General features: G+C 67.3%; 1 pseudogene. It reads right to left on the reverse strand.

The annotated features are described in order from the left end of the window. Nucleotides 1-205, reverse strand: a pseudogene (locus DSD19_RS19570) (hypothetical protein); the annotation flags it as partial.

A 205-nucleotide genomic window follows, 5' to 3' on the forward strand; every position in this document is an offset into this window, starting at 1 on the left:
GGTCGCCATCGGTTCGAGACCCGCTGGCGAGGGCCGACAGGGCAGCGTTTGAACGCCGACCGCTTCGGCTTGTCGCCCTCGACGTCCGGCAGGCGCGAGAGGCATTCGCCATCGGGTTTGAACCAATGGCGCCGCAATGGCTCAGCGCTGCAGGCAGCACTGCAGTGCAGAGCGTGTCAGATGCGGGATGGACGGCTGCAGGGCA

The organism is Rhodovulum sp. BSW8 (genome assembly GCF_003314725.1).
GTDB lineage: Bacteria > Pseudomonadota > Alphaproteobacteria > Rhodobacterales > Rhodobacteraceae > Rhodovulum > Rhodovulum visakhapatnamense.